This window comes from Saccharothrix stipae (assembly GCF_054781895.1).
This window is the reverse complement of record NZ_BAAGTN010000002.1, coordinates 627,158-645,977: the sequence shown is the minus strand read 5'-3', so window position 1 is coordinate 645,977 and position 18,820 is coordinate 627,158. Positions and strand designations below refer to the sequence as shown.

At 71.4% G+C, this 18,820-nt stretch carries 15 protein-coding genes; 7 read left to right on the top strand and 8 right to left on the bottom strand.

Annotation, left to right across the window (positions count from 1 at the left end):
- Positions 1–57: 57 nt before the first annotated feature.
- Positions 58–1,677, top strand: coding sequence for an alpha/beta hydrolase (locus ACYVLT_RS05880; protein WP_461119060.1), 1,620 nt, complete (start codon positions 58–60; stop codon positions 1,675–1,677).
- On the opposite strand, the gene ACYVLT_RS05875 is transcribed toward ACYVLT_RS05880, so the two are convergent.
- The 3 genes from ACYVLT_RS05875 to ACYVLT_RS05865 form a co-directional block, all read right to left on the bottom strand.
- Complete coding sequence (locus tag ACYVLT_RS05875; protein WP_461119059.1) at positions 1,625–2,710, bottom strand: hypothetical protein; 1,086 nt, start codon at positions 2,708–2,710, stop codon at positions 1,625–1,627. The two genes, ACYVLT_RS05880 and ACYVLT_RS05875, sit on opposite strands and share 53 nt — an antisense overlap.
- A gap of 142 nt (positions 2,711–2,852) precedes the next feature.
- Positions 2,853–4,505, bottom strand: coding sequence for a vWA domain-containing protein (locus ACYVLT_RS05870; protein ID WP_461119058.1), 1,653 nt, complete (start codon positions 4,503–4,505; stop codon positions 2,853–2,855).
- Between the two features lie 418 nt (positions 4,506–4,923).
- Complete coding sequence (locus ACYVLT_RS05865) at positions 4,924–7,758, bottom strand: aconitate hydratase (protein ID WP_461119057.1); 2,835 nt, start codon at positions 7,756–7,758, stop codon at positions 4,924–4,926.
- Positions 7,759–7,915: 157 nt separating this feature from the next.
- On the opposite strand from ACYVLT_RS05865, the gene ACYVLT_RS05860 reads away from it, so the two are divergent.
- Together ACYVLT_RS05860 and ACYVLT_RS05855 are read left to right on the top strand one after the other, a co-directional pair.
- Positions 7,916–8,659, top strand: a complete 744-nt coding sequence (locus tag ACYVLT_RS05860; protein ID WP_461119056.1) for an ABC transporter ATP-binding protein — start codon at positions 7,916–7,918, stop codon at positions 8,657–8,659.
- Positions 8,656–9,303 (top strand): hypothetical protein, encoded by a 648-nt coding sequence (locus ACYVLT_RS05855; RefSeq protein WP_461119055.1) that lies wholly within the window; start codon positions 8,656–8,658, stop codon positions 9,301–9,303. The genes ACYVLT_RS05860 and ACYVLT_RS05855 overlap by 4 nt, the downstream gene beginning before the upstream one ends.
- 218 nt (positions 9,304–9,521) lie before the next feature.
- Here ACYVLT_RS05855 and ACYVLT_RS05850 read toward each other — a convergent pair whose 3' ends face one another.
- The gene (locus ACYVLT_RS05850; protein ID WP_461119054.1) at positions 9,522–11,084 is read right to left on the bottom strand and encodes a flagellar basal body protein FliL; all 1,563 of its coding nucleotides are present in this window, start codon (positions 11,082–11,084) and stop codon (positions 9,522–9,524) included.
- The gene (locus ACYVLT_RS05845) at positions 11,081–11,515 is read right to left on the bottom strand and encodes a hypothetical protein (RefSeq protein ID WP_461119053.1); all 435 of its coding nucleotides are present in this window, start codon (positions 11,513–11,515) and stop codon (positions 11,081–11,083) included. Before ACYVLT_RS05845 ends, ACYVLT_RS05850 begins: the two co-directional genes overlap by 4 nt.
- Before the next feature lie 110 nt (positions 11,516–11,625).
- On the opposite strand from ACYVLT_RS05845, the gene ACYVLT_RS05840 reads away from it, so the two are divergent.
- The 4 genes from ACYVLT_RS05840 to ACYVLT_RS05825 all read left to right on the top strand — a co-directional run bounded on the left by ACYVLT_RS05840 (position 11,626) and on the right by ACYVLT_RS05825 (position 16,033).
- Positions 11,626–12,360 (top strand): SIR2 family NAD-dependent protein deacylase, encoded by a 735-nt coding sequence (locus ACYVLT_RS05840; RefSeq protein ID WP_461119052.1) that lies wholly within the window; start codon positions 11,626–11,628, stop codon positions 12,358–12,360.
- Positions 12,361–12,370: 10 nt separating this feature from the next.
- The gene (locus ACYVLT_RS05835) at positions 12,371–12,985 is read left to right on the top strand and encodes a carbonic anhydrase family protein (protein WP_461119051.1); all 615 of its coding nucleotides are present in this window, start codon (positions 12,371–12,373) and stop codon (positions 12,983–12,985) included.
- A 46-nt stretch (positions 12,986–13,031) separates the two neighbouring features.
- Entirely contained in the window at positions 13,032–14,564 is a 1,533-nt protein-coding gene (locus tag ACYVLT_RS05830; RefSeq protein ID WP_461119050.1) for an AMP-binding protein, read from the top strand.
- 173 nt (positions 14,565–14,737) lie between these two features.
- Positions 14,738–16,033, top strand: coding sequence for an NlpC/P60 family protein (locus ACYVLT_RS05825; RefSeq protein WP_461119049.1), 1,296 nt, complete (start codon positions 14,738–14,740; stop codon positions 16,031–16,033).
- A gap of 6 nt (positions 16,034–16,039) precedes the next feature.
- Here ACYVLT_RS05825 and ACYVLT_RS05820 read toward each other — a convergent pair whose 3' ends face one another.
- The 3 genes from ACYVLT_RS05820 to ACYVLT_RS05810 all read right to left on the bottom strand — a co-directional run bounded on the left by ACYVLT_RS05820 (position 16,040) and on the right by ACYVLT_RS05810 (position 18,517).
- The gene (locus tag ACYVLT_RS05820; protein ID WP_461119048.1) at positions 16,040–16,822 is read right to left on the bottom strand and encodes an ion transporter; all 783 of its coding nucleotides are present in this window, start codon (positions 16,820–16,822) and stop codon (positions 16,040–16,042) included.
- A gap of 84 nt (positions 16,823–16,906) precedes the next feature.
- Positions 16,907–17,704 carry a GrpB family protein gene (locus ACYVLT_RS05815; protein ID WP_461119047.1) on the bottom strand — a complete coding sequence of 266 codons (798 nt, stop codon included), beginning with the start codon at positions 17,702–17,704 and terminating at the stop codon, positions 16,907–16,909.
- 66 nt (positions 17,705–17,770) lie between these two features.
- The gene (locus ACYVLT_RS05810) at positions 17,771–18,517 is read right to left on the bottom strand and encodes an SAM-dependent methyltransferase (RefSeq protein ID WP_461119046.1); all 747 of its coding nucleotides are present in this window, start codon (positions 18,515–18,517) and stop codon (positions 17,771–17,773) included.
- Positions 18,518–18,820 lie beyond the last annotated feature (303 nt).

Genomic DNA, 18,820 nt, shown 5'->3' with positions numbered 1-18,820 from the left:
ATGGCGTCGCGAAGCCACTGAGGGGCGACGTCGAGTGAACCGAGGGAGCGCTACCACATGCAACTCCGTAACAGAGCGCTGGTTCTCGCGCTGGCCGTGGGCACCGCGGTGTCCGGCCTGGTGGGAACCGGCTCCGCCGCCGCCCAGGAAGCGCAGGAAGCGCCAGACGCCCAACACGTGCAGGGCACGCCGATCCAGTGGTCGACCTGCGCCGCCGACGTGCTCGCCGAGATCCCGGCCGCGCAGCGCGACAAGGTCAGCTGCGCCAACCACCCCGTGCCGCTGGACCACCGCAAGCCGAACGGCGCCAAGATCACCGTCGCGCTGATGAAGCGCCCGGCCGAGGACCAGACCAAGAAGATCGGCTCGCTGTTCATCAACCCCGGCGGCCCCGGTGGCGCCGGCCTGATCTACTCCGCCTACGGCAGCTCGTTCTTCCAGCCGGAGATCATGAACCGGTTCGACCTGATCGGGTTCGACCCGCGCGGCGTCGGCCGCAGCTCGCCGCTGCGCTGCTTCAAGACCCTGGAAGAGGCCAACGAGATCTTCGGCCGCATGTCCGCCATCCCGGTCACCCGCACCGAGATCCGCAACACGATGGACGCGACCGAGGACTACACCGACGCGTGCGCGCGCAACGCGGGCCCGCTGCTGAACCACATGTCCACCGAAGCCGTGGCACGTGACCTCGACCTGCTGCGACAGGGCGTCGGCGACCGCCAACTCACGTTCGTCGGCTTCTCCTACGGCACGCTGCTCGGCGCGACCTACGCCAACATCTTCCCGTCGAAGTCCCGCGCCCTGGTGCTGGACGGCAACGTCGACCCGGCGCTGCGCACCTCCAACGGCGCCGAGTACGACCGGCAGCGCGCGCAGGGCTTCGAGATCGCGCTCGACGCGTTCCTGAAGCGCTGCGACGCCGAGGGCGCCAAGTGCGCGTACAGCGACGGGAACCCGCGGGCGAAGTTCGACGAGGTGCGCGACCACCTGCGCACCCAGTCGATCACGTTGCCGAACAACCAGGTCGTGACCTACGACGGCTACATCGGCCGGGTCACCGGCGACCTGTACGCGCCGACGAGGTTCAAGGCGCTGGCCGCGTGGTTGCAGAGCATCTACGCGGTGCTGCACCCGTCCGCCGCCACGTTCTCCGCGCAGGAGCAGGTCGAACTGCTGCCGCCGCTGGCGAACAAGCACGGCCTGGCCGACATCCGGGCCGGGCTCACCGGCGACACCGAGTACCTGTTCGACGACTCCTACTACGGCGTGAACTGCACGGACAAGCCGTTCGTGCGCGTGCCGCAGCTGTTCCCGCTGCTGGCCGCGAAGTGGGAGCGGGAGTCGCCCACGTTCGGCCGCCAGCAGGCCGCGTCCGACCTGCTCACGTGCGCGACCTGGCCGGTGCCCCGCCCGGACCGCTGGGACGGGCCGTGGCACCGCCGCACCCCGAACCCGGTGGTCGTGGTGGGCAACTACTACGACCCGGCCACCCAGTACGAGTTCTCCAAGCGCATGGCCCGCCAGCTGGGCAACGCGCGGCTGCTCAGCGTGGACTCGTTCGGGCACTGCATCCTCGGTGACAGCGCCGGCGCGGACACCGCGGTGACCGACTACCTGGTCAACCTCAAGGCCCCGGCGGACGGTCAGGTGTTCCAGCCGAACGCCCAGCCGTTCTAGTGGCACCGGGTGCGGTCGTCGTCGCGAAGGCGACGGCCGCACCCGCCAGGACCAGCAGCTCGGTCCGCGCCGGCATCGCCCGCAACCAGGCGACACCCAGGTAGACGACGGCGGTGAGCAGCATGGTCGGGCTCTTGCGCCGCCACGACCACACGGCCAGCCCCACCGCGACCACGACGGCCAGGAACAGCTCGTCGTAGTCCACGTGCGCGACCGCGGACGCCGAGACGTACCCGCTGATCACGATGAGCGTCGCGTGGCGTTCGGCCCCCGGGTCCTGGACGACCGGTTCGGTCCACCGCGGCGCGGTCAGCGCCTCCACCACCGGCCACACCACGAGGCCGACGCCGACCAGCAGCAACGGGTACCAGCTGCCCGGACGGCGGGCGTTCAGGTCGTACCCGCCGACCACCACGGCCGCCACCACCAGTGCGAGCGCGCCGTAGTGCCACAACGAGCCGAGCAACCCGACGATCGCCAACACGTGCCACGCCCGCACCCGGTCCACCCTGGTGTGCGCGAACACCGCACCGGCGACCACCACCAGCTCCGGGTGCGGCGGGAAGTCGAACGGGGGTACGGCGGAGGCGAACGCCGGCACGTCGCCGAGCGGCGCGTAGGCGAACCAGCCGAACTCGGCGACCGGCACGGAGATCTGCTGGAAGTGCCACACCGCCGCCAGGTACCCCACGGCCGTGGCCGCGACGGTGTAGCTGCGTGCCCGCCACGCCCAGGCGCCCAGCCCGATCGCCACCGCCAGCCCGATCAGGAACCGCCACAGGTCGAAGTAGGTGGACCCGATCGAGATGTCCCACCCGCTCGTCAACCCGCCGGACAGCGCCAGGGCAAACGTGGTCGACCCCGTCACCAGCAACGGGAACCAGACGCCTGGCCGGTTCGCGTGCACCTGCCGTGCGCCGAGCAACAAGCCGGCGATCACCAGCGACAGCGACGCCTCGACCGGCGGGCCGCCCTCCCACAGCGGGAGGACGAGCCCGACCACCACCGGTAACGACCACGCGACGGCCCCCATGAGGCCGCAACCCTAGCGGCCCTCCGGGAGGTCCAAGCAGCCGTGCGCAGCCGCGTGTGGTTACCCCCGGGCCGATCCGTGAAGTCGACGCGGGCGTGAGGGGCGCCCCGGTGCGGACGCCCCTCACCCCGGAAACCGCTGACTACTTCGGCGGCGGCGGGACCCGGCAGCTCACCGGATCCGACCGGTTGCCCGACTCGTCCACGCCGTAGACGAGGGCGTCGCCCTTGAGCGTGATGCGCCAGTCGATGTCACCGGCACCGGGCTTCTGGTTCGGCGTCGCGCCCGGCGCCTGGACCAGCTTGATCTTCGTGCCGTCGGCGAAGCCGCCGAACACGGCCGGACTGGCCGAGTCCGAGACGTACACCAGCGGGTTCGGGTCGACCGCGTCGGTCGCGGTCAGGACGAAGAACCCGTCCTCGTTGTCGGCGGGCGGCACGTTGCCACCGCCCGGGTTGTTGGTCGGCCGGCACGTCACGACCGGGGCGGTGGTGTCGACCCAGTCCTTGAGCACGTCGTCGCACACCGAGCGGCCTGCCGCGTGCGTGAAGCAGCCGCGGATCGAGTCCGTGCCGAGGCCCGCGAGGCCCTGGGCGGCCGGGTAGGTGAAGTCGGCCGTGCCGCCGGCGGAGGTGTTCGCGTTGCCCGCCGCGCCCGCGTTCGGGCCGCCGAGGACGGCGAAGTCGACCAGGACGTTCGACACCGGGTCGCCGAAGTCGTCGGTGACGGTGGCGGTCACGGTGTGCGTCTGGCCGGGCGTGCCCAGCTCGTTCACCTCGTGCTCGGGCTCCACGTCGATGGCCGCGGCACAACCGCGCACGTTCACCGCCGGGTTGCCGAACGTCACGACGTGACCCTCGGCGTCGGTGTAGGCGACGGTCGGGTTGACCGCCAGCGCGCCGCCACCGGCGGTCGGGAGGTGCGTCGCGGTGAACGTCAGCGTCACCGACTCGGTGCCGAGCTCGGCGACGGTCCAGGTGAGCTGGTTGCCGTTCTGCGCGACCGAGCCCTTGGACACCGCCGCGCCGCTGACCGTGAACTGGGGCGCCACCGTGTCGACCACGGTCACGCCGGTCGCCGCGGGCACCACGATGGCCGCGCCGATCGCCTCGAACACCTGCTGCAACTCGGCGGGGCTCGGTGCCTGGTAGTAGTGCGTGGCGTCGGGGTCGGTGGTCCAGTCGCGGATCTCGTTCGCGTCGACGGCGCCGAGGCCGATGCCGAAGATCTCGGTGCCCGCGTTGCGAGCCGCCAGCGCGTCGTCGCTGGCGTCGCCGCCCACGGTCGTCACGCCGTCGGTCATCACGACCATCTTCTTGGCGTTGCCGGGCAGCGAGCCGGCCAGTTGCGACTGGCCGGTGGAGATGGCGGCGGAGTGGTTGGTGAGACCGTTGGCGACCAGCGCGTCGATCGCCGCCTTGACCGCGTTCGCGTCGGACGTGAGCCCGGTGTCGACGGAGGCGCCGTCGGCGAAGCTGACCACGCCGATGCGGCTGCCGTTGGCGACCACGCCGTCCAGCGAGCCGTCGGTGGCCTCGTCGATGATGTCCACGAACGACTTCGCGGCCGCTTTCAGGTCGCCGATGGCGCCCTGCATGCTGCCGGACCGGTCCAGGACCAGTTCGACGTCCACCGGGTTGCCCGCGATGCCGGTCTCGGCGTCGAGCGTCACGGTGACCGGGACGGAGCCGCCGCAGGCGATGTCCGCGGCGCCCAGCGCCTTGGTGCCGGTGACCGTGCCTCCCGCGGCCGCCGCGGCGGTGGTGGTGGCGAGTGGGGCCGTGAGTGCGGCCAACAGGATCGCGGTAACGCCGCAAGCCCGTCTTCGAGTGTTGTTGTCGTGCATTCGGTTCGCACCTCCTCGTGCGCGCCGACGAGACGTGAAATCCCCTCTGGAATCACGTTCACGCATTCCGGCGAAGCCGGGTGAGTCAATCCCCGAACAGGTGCGGACCAGCAGGGATCCGACCGAATGACACTGCCTTGCGACTCGGATGGCGTCGGCATGACGAGGTTAAGCAGGCATTCGGCAAACGCCAAATACCTTCACCCGTTCGGTCTAACGTGAATTCGTCGTCGTTTTCGATCTGCGGATCGTTACGGACGAAACTCCAATTGTGACGATAATGGACGGTAAAAGTGCCGGGCTGGTCCGCTGAACGGCGAAGGGGCCGCCCACCCGCAGGTGGACGGCCCCTTCAACGCGACGCGGATTAGCCGCGCACCATCTTGCGCAGCACGTACTGCATGATGCCGCCGTTGCGGTAGTAGTCGGCCTCACCGGGGGTGTCGATGCGGACCACCGCGTCGAACTCCGCCTTCGAGCCGTCCGCCTTCGTCGCCACCACGTGCACCGTGCGCGGCGTCTCGCCGTCGTTCAGCGCGGTGATGCCGGTGAAGTCGTAGGTCTCCGTGCCGTCCAGCCCGAGCGACGACGCCGACGAACCCTCGGGGAACTGCAGCGGCAGCACGCCCATGCCGATCAGGTTCGACCGGTGGATGCGCTCGAACGACTCCGCGATCACCACGCGCACGCCCAGCAGCGAGGTGCCCTTCGCGGCCCAGTCGCGCGACGAACCCGAGCCGTACTCCTTGCCCGCCAGCACGACCAGCGGGACGCCCGCCGCGGCGTAGGCCTCCGACGCGTCGTAGATCGTGGTCTGCGGGGCGCCCTCGGTCAGGAAGTCGCGGGTGAACCCGCCCTGCACGCCCTGCCCGTTGTTCTCGTCGGCGAGCAGCAGGTTGCGCAGCCGGATGTTGGCGAACGTGCCCCGGATCATCACCTCGTGGTTGCCGCGCCGGGAACCGTAGGAGTTGAAGTCCTTGCGCTCGACGCCGTGCTCGGTCAGGTACTTGCCCGCGGGCGAGTCGACCTTGATCGCGCCGGCCGGCGAGATGTGGTCGGTGGTGACCGAGTCGCCGAGCAGCGCCAGCACGCGCGCGCCGGCGATCTCCGTCACCGGCGCCGGCTCCATCCCCATGCCCTCGAAGTACGGGGGCTTGCGCACGTAGGTCGACTGCGGGTCCCACTCGAACGTCTTGCCGGTCGGCGTGGGCAGCGACTGCCACCGCTCGTCACCGGCGAACACGTCGGCGTAACCCTTGGTGAAGCCCTCCGGCGAGATCGCCGACGCGACGACCTCGGAGATCTCCTGCGGCGACGGCCAGATGTCGGCCAGGTACACCGGCTCGCCGCTCTGGTCGACGCCCAGCGGCTCGGTGGTGATGTCCTTGTCCATCGAACCGGCCAGCGCGTACGCCACCACCAGCGGCGGGGACGCGAGGTAGTTCATCTTGATGTCCGGGTTGATCCGGCCCTCGAAGTTCCGGTTGCCCGACAGCACGGACACCGCGGCCAGGTCACCCTGGTTGATGCCCGCGGAGATCTCCTCCTGCAACGGGCCGGAGTTGCCGATGCACGTGGTGCAGCCGTAGCCGACCAGGTGGAAGCCCAGCTTCTCCAGGTACGGCAGCAGGCCGGCGCGCTCGTAGTAGTCCATGACGACCTTGGACCCGGGCGCGAGGGTCGTCTTGACCCACGGCTTGCGCTCCAGGCCCTTCTCCACGGCCTTCTTCGCCAGCAGCGCCGCGCCCAGCATCACCGAGGGGTTGGACGTGTTGGTGCACGACGTGATCGCCGCGATGGCCACCGCGCCGTGGTCGAGCTCGAACTCCGCGCCGTCCAGGCTCACCTTCACCGGGTTGGACGCCCGGCCGGCCGCGCCCTCGGCGGCGGAGTGGAACACGTGCGGCTTGCCCCCGCCGTTCTCGTGCTCGCCCACCGCGATCGGGTCGCTGGCCGGGAACGTGTCCTCGACGGCCTCGTCCACGCTGGACTTGGCGTCGTCCTCGGTGTGCGCGACGTACGCGCCGAGCGCCTGCCGGAACGCCTCCTTGGCGTTGGTCAGCTCGATGCGGTCCTGCGGGCGCTTCGGGCCGGCGATCGACGGCACGATCGTCGACAGGTCCAGCTCCAGCGTCTCGGAGTACACCGGCTCGGCGGCCGGGTCGTGCCACAGGCCCTGCTCCTTGGCGTAGGCCTCGACCAGCGCCAGCTGCTCGGCCGAACGGCCGGTCAGCTTCAGGTAGTCGATGGTCTCACCGTCGATCGGGAAGATCGCGCAGGTGGAGCCGAACTCCGGGCTCATGTTGCCGATGGTGGCGCGGTTGGCCAGCGGCACCGCGCCCACGCCCGAGCCGTAGAACTCGACGAACTTGCCGACCACGCCGTGCTTGCGCAGCATCTCGGTGATCGTGAGCACCAGGTCGGTCGCGGTGGCGCCGGCGGGCAGCTCGCCGTGCAGCTTGAAGCCGACCACGCGCGGGATCAGCATGGACACCGGCTGGCCGAGCATGGCTGCCTCGGCCTCGATGCCGCCGACGCCCCAGCCGAGCACGCCGATGCCGTTGACCATGGTGGTGTGGCTGTCGGTGCCGACCAGCGTGTCCGGGTACGCCTGGCCGCCGCGGACCATCACCACGCGGGCCAGGTGCTCGATGTTCACCTGGTGCACGATGCCGGTGCCCGGCGGGACGACCTTGAACTCGTCGAACGCGGTCTGGCCCCAGCGCAGGAACTGGTAGCGCTCCTTGTTGCGCTGGTACTCCAGGTCCACGTTCAGCTCGAACGCGTCCGGCCGGCCGAAGATGTCGGCGATCACCGAGTGGTCGATGACCAGCTCGGCCGGCGCCAGCGGGTTGACCTTCGTCGGGTCGCCGCCGAGCTGGGTCACCGCCTCGCGCATCGTGGCCAGGTCCACCACGCACGGCACGCCGGTGAAGTCCTGCATCACCACGCGGGCCGGCGTGAACTGGATCTCGGTGTCCGGCTCGGCCGACGGATCCCAGCTGCCCAGCGCGCGCACGTGGTCGGCGGTGATGTTCGCGCCGTCCTCGGTCCGCAGCAGGTTCTCCAGCAGGATCTTCAAGCTGTACGGCAGGCGCTCGGCACCCTCGACCGCGCTCAGCCGGAACACCTCGAAGGAGGCGTCGCCGACGGTGAGCGTGCCGCGGGCGCCGAAGCTGTCCTTGCTAGCTGGTGCAGTCACGTGAAACTCCATCTGGTGACGCGCAAAGTCGGTTGGGGAACTTCTGCTGAGTGTTCCGCACCCTCGGGTGCGGCGCCCTCTCACCCCAAACAGTACGCGTGTCCTGTATTCCGCTTCAACCCGGCCCTACCTTGATCGGAGCATCATCACACCCGTGGTGCGTCTTGATCGAATCGGCAAGCGGTACGGCCGGGGTCCGTGGGTGCTGCGGGACGTCTCGCTCGCCGTGCGGCCCGGTGAGGTGGTCGTGCTGCGGGGCGGCAACGGCACGGGCAAGTCGACCCTGCTGCGCATCGCGGCGGGCGTGACGACGCCGACGACCGGCCGGGTCGACCGCGGCACGTCGGTCGGGTACACCCCGGAGCGGTTCCCGACCGGGGTGCGGCTGTCCGCGCGCGACTACCTGCGCCACCTCGCCGCCGTGCGCGGCGTGCCGGTGCGGTGGGACCTGGTGGAGGCGCTGGGTTTCGTCGGCGACCCGGCCGCGCCGGTGGCCACCCTGTCGAAGGGCAACGCGCAGAAGATCGCGCTGGCGCAGGCGTTGCACGCGACCGACCTGCTGGTGCTCGACGAACCGTGGTCCGGGCTGGACGCCGCCGCGGGCGCGGTGCTGGGCGAGCTGGTGACGTCGTCGCGGGCCGCCGTCGTGCTGACCGACCACCACGGGCACGACCTGCCCGGTGCGCGCGAGGTCGCGTTGGGCGCCGCCCGGCCCGGTGGCGTGGTGATCGAGCTGGACCGGGTGGGGGAGGCGTTCACGCTGATCAGCTCGCTGGAGGGGGTGTTCGCGGCGCACGAGGTCGGCGACGGCGCCCGGGTGGAGGTGCGGGCCGGGTTCAGCGACGGCGTGCTGGCCGAGGCGTTGCGGCTCGGCTGCTCCGTGCGGAGCGTGCGGTCGTGACGGCGCTGGTGCGGTACCTGCTGGTGGACGCGCTGCGGACGCAGCGGTGGCTGCCGCCGTTGCTGCTGCACGTGGCCGTGCTCGGGATGCTCTACGCCTCCGACGCCGGGCCGCCGCTGCCCGCGTACGCCGGGACGTGCGTGCTGGTCTACCCAGTGTCGGCGTGGCTGACGGTGGTCATCGCGACCGCCGAGGACCCCGTGCGCCGGACCGTCACCGTGGTGACCGCGGGTGGCTGGGCACGTGCCCAGGCGGCGGTGACGGTGCTGTCGGCCCTCGCGGCGTTGGGCGTGGCCCTGATCGCCGCCCTGGTGCCGGTCGTGACCCAGCCCCGCCCGTACCCGCTCGGCACGGTGGCGCAGGGCTTCGCGGCGCTGGCGGTGTGCGCGCTGGTCGGCGTCGGCATCGGCGTGCTGAGCAGCCGCCCGGTGATCACCCAGACCGGCTGGTCCGTGCTCGCCGCGACCGCGCTGGTCGTGCTCCTCCTCCTGTTCGGCCGCACCCCGCCGGTCGGCAACGTGCTCTGGGCGTTGTCGCACGACGACGGCATCACGCCCGCGTTGGCCGTCTCGGCCGTGCTGGCGGTGCTGTTCGTGGCCGCCGCCACCTGGCTCGGCACCGCAATCGGCCCTCGCCGCGGCTAGTGACCCTCCCAGGGTTGTTCCCTGCCCCCGGCTGATACCCCGCCGCAGCTATTCCCCGCCGCGGCCATTTCCCGTTGCGGCTGGTGCTCGGTGCTTGCTGGTGCTTACCGGTGCCTCGTGACGAGCCGCGAAGGCCGGAATTGTCGGTCCCCGCCGGCAAAATAAAAGCAGGGGTCCCCTGGGCGAGGACCCCTGCGGAGCTTGCGGTGGTGTCGGACCTACTTGATCGCCTTGATCAGTTCGTCGATGTCCTTCGGCTCCAGGCCGCGCATCAGCGTCAGGAACAGCTCGCTGTAGGTGCGGAAGGGGCTGACGTACCACTTGCCGTCGACCTCCGTGGCGACCACGCCGATGCCGTCCTTCAGCACCTGCGCACCGACCCGGGCGATCACGTCGACCGCGGCCGGCGGGATGTCGCTGCCGCCCTGCTGCTCGACCAGCTGCGTGATCTCGTCCGCGCACAGCCGCTGCGACTGGCCCTTGACCGAGGCGCTGTAGCAGTCGCCGTCCCGGCTGATCTCCACCTGCTCGCCCTCGGCCTCGACGACCAGCTTGCGGACGGTGACCAGCGAGCCGCCCTTGACGTCCTTGGCGTCGGTCTCCAGCTCGATCAGCTTCGCGCCCGTGGCGGGCGTGCGGCCGATCTGGTCGAGCAGCACCGGGCCGACGTCCTGCAGCACGCCCATCTCGTCCGGCGGCAGCAGCGCGATGACGCCCTCGATGTCACCCGCGAGCGCCTTCTCCACGAGCTGCTTGGCGGCATCGTTCGCCGAGCCCGCGCCGGCGGGCGCGATGCCCTGGGCGGGCCACTTGAGGTCCTCGTCCTCCAGCGCGGCGTGCGCGATGGTGTAGAAGAGGCTCGGGTACCACTCGTCGCCGACCTTGATGGTGGCGATGCCGATCGGCTTGCCGTCGCGGTCGGCCTTCTCCTTGGCGAAGTCCAGCGTCTCGGTCTCGGGACCCTGCTGCTTCAGCTCCGCACCGAGCGCGTCGACCAGCTTGTCGGTCAACGGGATCTGCTTGACGTCCGAGGTGATCGTGATCTTGCCCTCGACCACCTTGTTGATCGTCAGGTGGTCGTTGACCTTCTCGGCGGCGGCGTCGTCGAACTTGATGCCCTCGCTCTTGATCTGGACACCGGTGACCTTGTTGGGGTCCGCGTCGGGCTTGAGGATCTCCAGCCGCTTGGCCTCGCTGACCGTGGCCTCGGTGTAGTCCTTGCTGAGCTTGGCCTCGGCGGGCGCCAGGCCGTTCATGATGCCGAGGACGTCACCGCTGCCCAGCGCGCTGAGCAGGTTGTTCGCCGCGGTGGACGGGCTCTCCGAACCGGCGGCCACCTCGTCGGAGCTGCGCAGCGCCCACACCGTGGCGACCGTGCCCGCGGCGAGCGCGAGGACGGCGACGACCGCGGTGACGACCAGGCCGGTGCGCTTCTTCTTGCGCGGCGGCTCACCACCCGCGAAGCCGTACGGCGCCTGGCCGTAGGGCTGCTGGCCGAACTCCTGCTGGTAACCCGGTTGCTGCGGAAAGCCCTGCGGGCCGGTCTGCGGGTAGCCCTGCTGCGGCTGGGGACCGGTCTGCGGGTAGCCGCCCTGCTGACCCTGCTGCGGGTAACCGCCCGGGTGCTGCTGCCCGTGCTGCGGGTAACCGCCCTGCTGCTGCTGGCCCTGCTGCGGGTAACCGCCCTGCTGACCCTGCTGCGGGTAGCCCCCCTGCTGCGGCTGGCCGTACGGGTTGTTCTGCGGTGGCCATTCGCCTCCGCCGCCACCTGGGTACGTCACGGTGCTCCTCCTGGAGTGCTGATCGCTGTGCGGGATTTCGCGGTGAGCACGGTGATCGCCCCGGCGACCCCCAGCACGGCACCACCGAGGGTCACCACCGGTCCGGTCAGGCTGATCCCGACCAGTGCCGCCTCGTTGCCCCCTTGGACGACGGCAAGTGCCGCCACCGTTCCCGCAATCGTGCCAAACATCAGTGCGAGCCATCCCGCGATTCGGGGAAAACGGGCCAACCAAAGCACCAGGCAGCACACGGCCAATGGGGTGAGTGCGACCCACACACCGCGCACGATCTCACCCGGCACACCGTGCAACCCGGCGAAACCACGCAGAGCGAGCACCTCGTAACTGGTCCTCGTGACCGTCCCGGAACGCAGCCAGGGCAGGAAGGTGCCCACCACCGCTGTGACCAAACCGACAACTCCGAGCACCACGCCCGTCCACCGCCTGATCGTCGGCTCAGCCGTCGGTCGTCTCATCGTCGGCTCCGCCGAGGTGTTGTGCGCACCCCGACATGCTCGCAGGCGTGTGGCACGGTGGTGGCATGAGTGCACGGGACGTGATGGCCCTCGCACGGCGCATCACCGTGCTCACCGGCGCGGGGGTGTCCCTGGAGTCGGGTGTGGTGCGGTTCCGGTTCGACGCGTCGTCGTTCCTGACCTCGGCGCGCGTGCGGCGGGAGGCGTGGGAATCCTGGCTCGACGATCCCATGTGGACGGCCGAGCCGAACGCCGCGCACCGCGCGCTGGCGGGGCTGCAGCGGGCCGGACGGGTGCGGTCGTTGCTCACGCAGAACGTCGACGGTCTGCACCAGCGAGCCGGGTCGACGGTGGTGGAGCTGCACGGGTCGATGTCGCGCGTGGTGTGCGCCTCGTGCGACGCCTCCGGTCCGATGAGCGAGGCCTTGGCGCGCGTGCGGGACGGCGAGTCGCCGCCGGACTGCGCCGTGTGCGGCGGGATCCTCCGGCCGGCCGCGGTCGCGTTCGGCGAGCCCCTGCACCCCGACGTGCTGCGGGTGGCGCGGACGGCCGTGCTGGACTGCGACGCGATGCTGGTGGCCGGGACGTCGCTCCTGGTCGAGCCCGCCGCCCAGCTCGTGCCGCTGGCCGCGCGGGCGGGCGCGTCGGTGGTGATCTGCAACCTGGACCCGACGCCGTACGACTCGCTGGCGGCGGCGGTGGTGCGCGAGCCGGCCGCGTCGGCGCTGCCGGAGCTGGTCGCGGTGCCCGTGGTGGCGACCGGCCCGATCCGCACGTGGGGCGACCCCAGCACCTGGTGACCACCCGTTCGTGCCGCTCGATCACTCTCCCGTGACCCCAGGGCGGTGGGACAGTGATCACATGGGAGATCAACAGTCGCCGATCAACCTCCGTGACGCGGTGGTGGTGCCCCGGCTGGCGGACGAGTTGGCCGTGCGCTGGCGGGCCGACCAGTTCCGGGCCGAGGACGAGGGCCACGGCTGGCGCCTGCGCCCGAAGGGCGAGCACGTGGTGTCCCTGGGCGGCCTGGAGTTCCGGCTGGAGAACGTCCACTTCCACCGGCCGAGCGAGCACTGGGTCCGCGGCCGGCCCCGCGGCGCGGAGATGCACGCCGTCCACCTCCGGGCCGACGACGTGCTGCGGGCGTGCGTGGTCGCGGTGTTCGTCGACCTCGGCGAGCCGGGACCGTCGGAGGCCAAGCCGCCCAGCGGCATCGACCTGCCCGCCCTCTTCCCGGGCGGCGGGTTCCACCGCTACGAGGGCTCGCTGACCACCGGTGAGTTCGACGAGATCGTGAGCTGGGTGGTGATGAACGAGCCGGTCCAGGTGGAGGACCCGGCCCTGCGCGCCTTCATCCGCACCCACGCCGACCACCCCCGGCCCGTGCAGCCGGTGAACCGCCGGTTCGTGCTGACGACCGGGTGAGGTGGGAGCTGGCCGGGGCGCGGGTCGGTAAATAAGGTCACCTCGTATGCGCGTACCCCTGACCGTCGCCGATTTCCTCCACCGGGCGGAGCAGGTCTTCGCCGACACCACGGCCGCCGTCGACGAGCCCGACCAGCCCGCCGCACCGGTCCCGACCAGCACCTACGGCCAGTTCGCCACCCGCGTCCGCGCCTGGCAGGCCGGGTTCGACGCGCTCGGCCTCGGCGAGGGCGAACGGGTCGCCGTGGTCAGCCACAACTCGACCCGGCTGCTCGAACTGCTGCACGCGGTGCCCGGCACCGGCCGCATCGCGGTCCCGGTCAACTTCCGGCTGCGACCCGACGAGGTCTCCTACATCGTCGAGCACAGCGGCGTGTCCGTGCTGCTGGTGGACCCCGAGCTGGAACTGGACGGCGTCACGGCCCGGCACCGCTTCGTGCTCGGCGAGCAGACCGAGTCCGAGCTCATGCGCTTCGACACCGAGCCACGCCCCTGGAGCGAGCCGGACGAGGACGCCACCGCCACGATCAACTACACCTCCGGCACCACCGCCCGGCCCAAGGGCGTCCGGATGACCCACCGCAACGTCTGGATCAACGCGGTCACGTTCGCCATGCACGCCCGTGCCTGGGAACGGGACGTCTACATGCACGTGCTGCCGATGTTCCACTGCAACGGCTGGGGCATGCCGTACGGCCTGGCCGGGCTCGGCGTGCCGCAGGTGGTGCTGCGCAAGGTCGACGGCGCCGAGATCCTCGACCGGGTCCGCGACCACGGCGTCACGCTGATGTGCGGCGCGCCCGCCGTGTGGAACGCCGTGCTCGACGCCGCCCAGGCCTGGGACGGCGAGATCCCCGGCCGCGACCGGGTCCGCATCATCTGCGCCGGCGCGCCGCCGCCCAGCCGCACCATCGCCCGGGTCGGCGAGGAGCTGGGCTGGGAGTTCCTCCAGCTCTACGGCCTGACCGAGACCTCACCCCTGCTCACCTTCAACCGCACCCGGCCGGCCGACGACGCGCTGCCGCCGGACGAGCGGGCGAAGAAGCTGTCGCGGGCGGGCGCGCCGGGGCTGGGCGTGCGGCTGCGCGTGTCCGAGACCGGCGAGGTGCTGGCCCGGGGGAACGTCGTCATGGCCGGCTACTGGGACAACCCGGAGGCCAGCGCCGAGGCGTTGGAGGGCGGCTGGTTCCACACCGGCGACGGCGGCGTGCTGGACGACGAGGGTCACCTGACGATCTCCGACCGCAAGAAGGACGTGATCATCACCGGCGGCGAGAACGTGTCGTCCATCGAGGTGGAGGACGCCCTGTTCGGCCATCCCGCGGTGGCCGAGGCGGCCGTCATCGGCGTGCCGCACGACAAGTGGGGCGAGACGATCAAGGCGCTGGTGGTGCTGGCCGAGGGCGCTCAGGTGACGGAAGCGGAGCTGATCGCGCACTGCAAGGCCCGGCTCGCGGGCTACAAGGCGCCGACGTCGGTCGAGTTCCGCGACGCCATCCCGCGCACCGCCACCGGCAAGGTGCAGAAGTTCAAGCTGCGCGAGCCGTACTGGGCCGACCTGGATCGCAAGGTCAACTGACCGTCATTCACTCACCCGAGTGAGTGGTGGTTTCCCGTGCCTCCTGTGACCCGTGTGGCTGATGTTCACGCCGCGACCATTGGAAACGGTGTGGCTGGAGTGGCAGAGTCGGTCCCCGTGTAGGGCCGTTCGGCGTAACGCCGATCGGCCGAGTGCGCGGGGAGGCGGGAGTCGTGACTCGATGGGTGATCTCGGTCGTGATCGCGTTGACCAGCGCGGTGGGCCTGGCGGGCACGGCGCTCGCCGTGCCGCCACCGCCGCCCAACCCCGGCGACGGCGAGATCAGCGCCGGTCGGCAGCTGGCCGACGCCAAGGCCGCCCACGTCGGTGAGCTGACCGGCCGGCTCACCGACGCCGAGGCCCGCCTCCAGGCGCTGACCGACGACGTCGCGTTCAAGATGGAGCTGGCCAACAAGGCGCGGGTCGACCTGGAGACCGCCCAGGGCGAGGCCGACGACGCCCGCCGGGACGCGGACGCGGCACGGGTCGAGGCCGACGCCGCCGGCCGCGCCGTCGAGGACGCCCGCGTGCAGCTGGACGAGTTCGCCGCCGCGAGCTACCAGCAGGGCAGCGTCATCGGGTCCGTCTCGGCGTACTTCGGCGCGTCCAGCCCCGAGGACCTGCTGGCCCGCGCCCAGCTGCTGGAGGCCGTCGGCGAGTCGAGCCTCGACGCGCTGGACGACGTCGAGCGCCGCCGGGCCGAGAAGGCGAACTCCGACTCCGCCGCGCGCGCCGCGCTCGACCTGGCCGACCGCAAGCAGGCCGCGGCCGACCAGGCGAGGAAGGACGCCGACGCGGCGCAGGCCGCCGCCGCGGCCGCGCAGCGGGGCCAGGCCGCCGCCGCGCAGGGCATCAAGGACGACAAGGCCCGCGTCGAAGGCGAGCTCGACCAGGCGTTGCACGCGGTCGAGGGCCTGGAGGACCAACGCGCCCAGTACCACCGCTGGCTGGACGACAAGCGCCGCGAGGAGGAGGAAGCCGCACGCCAGGCCGCCCTCGCCGCGCCGAAGCCCCAGGCGCCGCGGCCGCAGCCCGTGACGGCGCCGAGCGGCGCGGGCGTGGAGACCGTCGTGGCCCGCGCCATGCAGCAACTCGGCGTGCGATACTCGTGGGGCGGCGGCAACTACCACGGTCCGACCGTCGGCATCCGGGACGGCGGCGCCGGCGACGCGCACGGCGACTACTACAGCGTCGGCTTCGACTGCTCCGGGCTGATGATGTACGCGTTCGCGGGCGCCGGCATCTACCTGCCGCACTACAGCGGCTACCAGTACAACGCCGGCCCCAAGGTGCCGCTGTCCCAGGCGCGCCGCGGCGACATGCTGTTCTGGGGACCGGGCGGCGGCACCCACGTCGCGCTCTACCTCGGCGGCGGCATGATGGTCGAGGCGCCGTACTCCGGCTCGCACGTGCGCGTCGCCCCGGTCCGGTACGGCGGGATCATGCCGTACGTCACGCGCCTGCTCTGAACCCCGCTAACGCCGATCGCCCACCGGTTCCAGGCGCAGCGCCCGGACCTCCTCCCGCAACGCCCTGACCTCGTCCAGCACCCGGTCGTCCGCGGCGCTCGCGGCGGTGGTCGACTCGGACTCCATCGCGCTGCACACGACCGCGATGAAGAGGTTCAGCATGGTGAACGTGCCGACCAGCAGGTAGACCAGGAAGAAGATCCAGGCCAGCGGCTGGGTGGCCATCAGGTCGCGCATCACGTCCGACCAGCCGTCGCCGGTGGTGATCTGGAACAGCGTGAGGATGGTCGACCCGAGGTCCTCGAACCGGGGATCACCGCCGGCGCGGAACAGGTTGATGGCGACCACGCTGCCCACGTACAGCATCAGCAGCATCAGACCGGACAGCGACAGCAGGCCCGGGATCGACCGGACCAACGCCGAGACCACCCGGCGCATGCTCGGCACCATCGCGACCAGGCGCAGCGCGCGCAGGATGCGCAGCGCCCGGACCACCGACAGCGGCCCGGCGGCGGGCAGCAGGGCGACGCCGATGACGACGAAGTCGAAGCAGTTCCACGGGTCGCGGAAGAACCGGAGGCGGTGCGCGTACAGCCGCGCGGCCAGCTCCACCACGAAGATCGTCAAGGCGGCGACGTCCAGCGCGGCGAACAGGTCTCCATAGGCCGACACCAGCGCCGTGGACGTCTCGCAGCCGAGGGTGATCGCGTTGACCACGATCACCGCGATGATCACGCGCTGGACGCGCCTGCCGTCCACGACGTCGCGGACGCGGTCGCGCAAAGCCATGCCGAACTCCTCCTGCACACGCCGGGAATCACGCTCGATCGAGCACCGCCCCATCGGCATGCCGTCCGTACGGCTTGAGCGGATTCACCTGGTCGAGCGGAAGAAGTCCGATTTGGCGCGGGTGTAGTCGTCGTAGTCGTCATCGTCGGCATGTGCTTGCGCCGCACGGAGTTTCGCGGCCTCGTACGCCTCGCGCACGGCCGGGTCGGCGCGCAGCCGGTCGCGGAAGTGGACGGTCGCCCCGTGCCACGGGCTGCCGAGCCGCCGCACGTGCAGGATCGCGGGCTCCACCGGGTCCGGCCGCACGTAGAGCCGCTTGCGGTACACCGCCGCCGGCACCGCCGGGTCGGTGCGCCAGTCGTGGTCGACGCCGGGCGAGTCGGGCCGGGCGCCCGTCGCGACGACGAAGCCCAGCGCGGCCACCGCCCGGTCGAACGCGGAGTCGCGGTCAGGCAACGCGGTCACGCCCAGTTGGAGGTCGATGAAGCGCTTGGCGCGCAAGCCCGGCACGGCGGTCGATCCGATGTGGTCGTACGACCAGGACGGCTCGGCGAGGTGCGCGCGCAGCCGGTCGAGCAGCCGTCGTGCGGCGAGGGGCAGCCCCGGGTCGTGGTCCTCCAGCGCGGGCGGTGTGCGCGGCGGCGGGTCGATGCCCGCGAACCGACGCGCGAACGGCGCGATCCGGTCGGACCACACCGCGTCGAGTCGCCCCGGACCGTCCAGCACGACGTCCGCACGCCCGTCCTCGACCCCGCTCACCACCAGCGCGGCCGGTCCCGGTCGGTCGAGCACGGTCACCAACCCGCTCACGTCCAGCTCGCGCAACCGGTCGGCGACACCCGGGCCGGACACCACTTCGACCCGCAGTCGATGATCACCCATGACCCCATGATGGCGCGGACCCCGGCGACCCCGGGGCCCGCGCACCGCGTCAGCGGCTCACCGCGGTCAGCGGTCCATCAAGGCGAACACGCCCCAACCGAGGTACTCGCGCTGGTAACGCGCGTACCGGGCCGGTCCGGTGGCGAGCTCGTCCCGCATCGCGGGCGCCAACTCGTCCTCCGGGTTCTCGTCCAGCCAGCGGCGGGTGTTGAGCCACTGCGCCGCGACGTAGCGGTCCCAGCTGTCCTGGTCCGCCAGCACCATCTCCACCACGTCGCACCCCAGCGCGCCGAACTGCGCGAGGAGGTCGGGCAGCGGGAGGTACTCGTCCCGGTCGGCCGCGTGGCTGCCCTCGACGGCGGCCTGGTCCGGTGGGTCGAGCCGCCAGAACGGGTGCCCGATCAGCAGCAGGCCGCCGGGGCGCAGGCTGCGCCGCAACAACTCCACCGTGCCGGGCACGCCGCCGCCGATCCACGCGGCGCCGACGCAGGCGGCGATGTCCACCGGCTCGTCCGCGACGTGACCCGACGCGTCGCCGTGCACGAACTCCACCCGGTCGGCCACGCCGAGCTCGACCGCCCGGGCCCGCGCGGAGGCCAGGAACGTCGCGCTGAGGTCGACACCCGTGCCGGACAGCCCGTGGTCACGGGCCCAGGTGCACAGCATCTCGCCCGAGCCGCAGGCCAGGTCGAGCACGCGGGCGCCCGGCGCGGGCCGCAGCGCCGCCCCGAGGACGGCCAACTTGGCGTCGTCGAGCGGGTTGTGGATGCGGTGGTTGCTTTCGCGGATGGTGAAACTACGGGGTATGTCCACTTCCGGTTGTCCTCACGTCCAGGGGAATGGCAGGCGTGATCGGCCGCTGGGCGGCCGGGACCCGGACGGGCATGCAATGCACCTCTTCGTGGACGCGTGGGTCGGACGGCCGGAGGGTAGGCCCGAGCCGGTCAGGGGGTCCACCGGTTTTCCTCGGCGTGTCTCAATTGGCCTTTCCGAAGTTGGTCGGCCGTTGGTCGGGGTGGATATGAACCCTAATTCGGAGCGATCTCGGAATGGTCGCCCCGGAAATGCGGAGAAATGGTCCTGATCACCCGAATGCGCGGCGAACTTTCGGTAGCG